A 1,969-nucleotide genomic window follows, 5' to 3' on the forward strand; every position below is an offset into this window, starting at 1 on the left:
TTATCCAAGAGTTAAGTTGAAAGTAGATAATTTAATTGAAAATTAATTAATTTTAATAATAGAAAAAATGAATTTTTAAAACCAAATAATAAATGATATTTTTATGTTCGTCAATTTGGTAGTGAATATAAATATGAAAAATTTTATTTTGATGATAATTTTATAAAAAATCAAAATACACACTGACAACATTTAAAAAATGGAACAGATTTTATATGAAAAAATAATTCTGTTTATTGTTTTAATGGAAGCAGTGAACCACAAATACCTACTATCAACAAAAACACTGGTGAAATTATTGACTGAAAAGAACAAAAAGGAACTAAATAACAGTTCCTTTTTTATATTAATCGCACAAATTTCATAAAAATAATTAATAAAAAGATATTTGTTATTGTACTATACAATGCTGGATTAAATTTTCATACTTCAAATATTTGACTAAAAAAACTATATACTGTTTCAAAAACCTTTCCAACACCACTCGCTAATTCATTAACTTGTTTAACACCAGGAATAGTGTTGACAATTCAAATCACCGCATTTTTAATATGAGCACCAAAATCTCATCAGCCCTCTGGCGTTACATATTGCACTTGTCATCATTGCTTATTGGGGAACAAACCACCATTATTAATCTCTTGTCAATTATAAATCCCAAAATTAAAATCATAATATCGGTACATATCATTCTCTTTTTGTGCTTGCAATTCAAAAACATTATAACCGATTTTTTGTTCTTCAATTTTCTTATATTGCAAACCATATTTATTTTGTAAATCACCACCAAAAACATAACCCGAATTTGACTTAATATTATAATTATTAGCAACCGAAAAATCATAATTAAAAACACTACCATAATTATTAATCGTATAAAACCGATTTTTAAATGCTGAATATAATTTAATATCTAATTGCTTATATTTATCAGAAAAATAAAAATATCGTGGGTAAATTTTAAAACCATTATTTACTAATAAACCATATTTTTTATTATAACCTTGAACATAATTATTATTCTCTAAATCAAAAATCGTACGTAAATAATTAGTATAAAATTTCTGTGAAATCTTAAACATACTATTTAATAATTTATCAAATTGCAATTTATCGTTAATATTTTCACTCAACAAAATATTATTAAAATTTTGTAATTTCAACGCAAAAAAGTTAACTAAAACAGTATCATACTGTAAATTATCAATATATCCATTTTCAATAAACGAACTACGATTTTGAAACACTGGCACCAAAGCACTTGCAAAAAACTAATCAATCAATTAAAATTATTAAATTTAAAAATAATCAAAATGAAAAATCAATTTCTCCTATTATTTTATTAACAATACATTTTATATTTATCCTATATATAATAATTGATATTCTATTATTAATTTATATTGTTGAGATGGTGATGGTGAACCAGAAACACCTACAATTGACAAAAACACTGGTGAAATTACTGACTGAAATAGTTATCAACAAACTCGTGTAAAAGAATTTATTAGTTTATGTTTATATTCTGTTTTACAAGAAAATGTCCGTGTTCAGCAAGGTGGTAGTGCGGATTATGAAAATCCGAATAAGGTTGGTACAAAGCGGATAATTTTTGATTTTGAGACGGTTGATGAATTGGATGTTAAAAATATTAAAAAAGCAATTTATCGGATGATTTTGACTGTTGATGAAGCAAATTTAATTATTTCTGGTAGTTTAGAGTTAAATAATATTAATAATGATGATTTAAGTTTTAATTTTAGTTTTATGCGAACGGGAATGGGTGAAGTTTTTAATTTTAATGGTTCAATTTATTCATCATTAAATAGTAAAGATTTAAAGTATTATCAACAGTTTAGCGGTCAGTTTGATTTATCTAAGTTTTTACAGTCGTTTTTTGCAAGTGCTTTGGTGCCAGTGTTTCAAAATCGTAGTTCGTTTATTGAAAATGGATATATTGATAATTTAC

Annotated in this window: 1 protein-coding gene and 1 pseudogene; one reads left to right on the forward strand and one right to left on the reverse strand. The window is 24.2% G+C overall.

Going from position 1 to position 1,969, the window contains the following annotated elements; translation table 4 throughout:
• Nucleotides 1-341: 341 nt before the first annotated feature.
• A pseudogene (locus C6B38_RS02750) lies at nucleotides 342-1,271 on the reverse strand (spiroplasma phage ORF1-like family protein); the annotation flags it as partial.
• A 190-nt stretch (nucleotides 1,272-1,461) separates the two neighbouring features.
• Here C6B38_RS02750 and C6B38_RS10535 point away from each other — a divergent pair.
• Nucleotides 1,462-1,969 (forward strand): spiroplasma phage ORF1-like family protein (locus C6B38_RS10535; RefSeq protein WP_443028737.1); only part of this gene is annotated, 508 nt, incomplete at its 3' end.

This window comes from Spiroplasma sp. ChiS (assembly GCF_002968355.1).
Taxonomy (GTDB): Bacteria; Bacillota_I; Bacilli_A; order Mycoplasmatales; family Mycoplasmataceae; genus Spiroplasma; species Spiroplasma citri.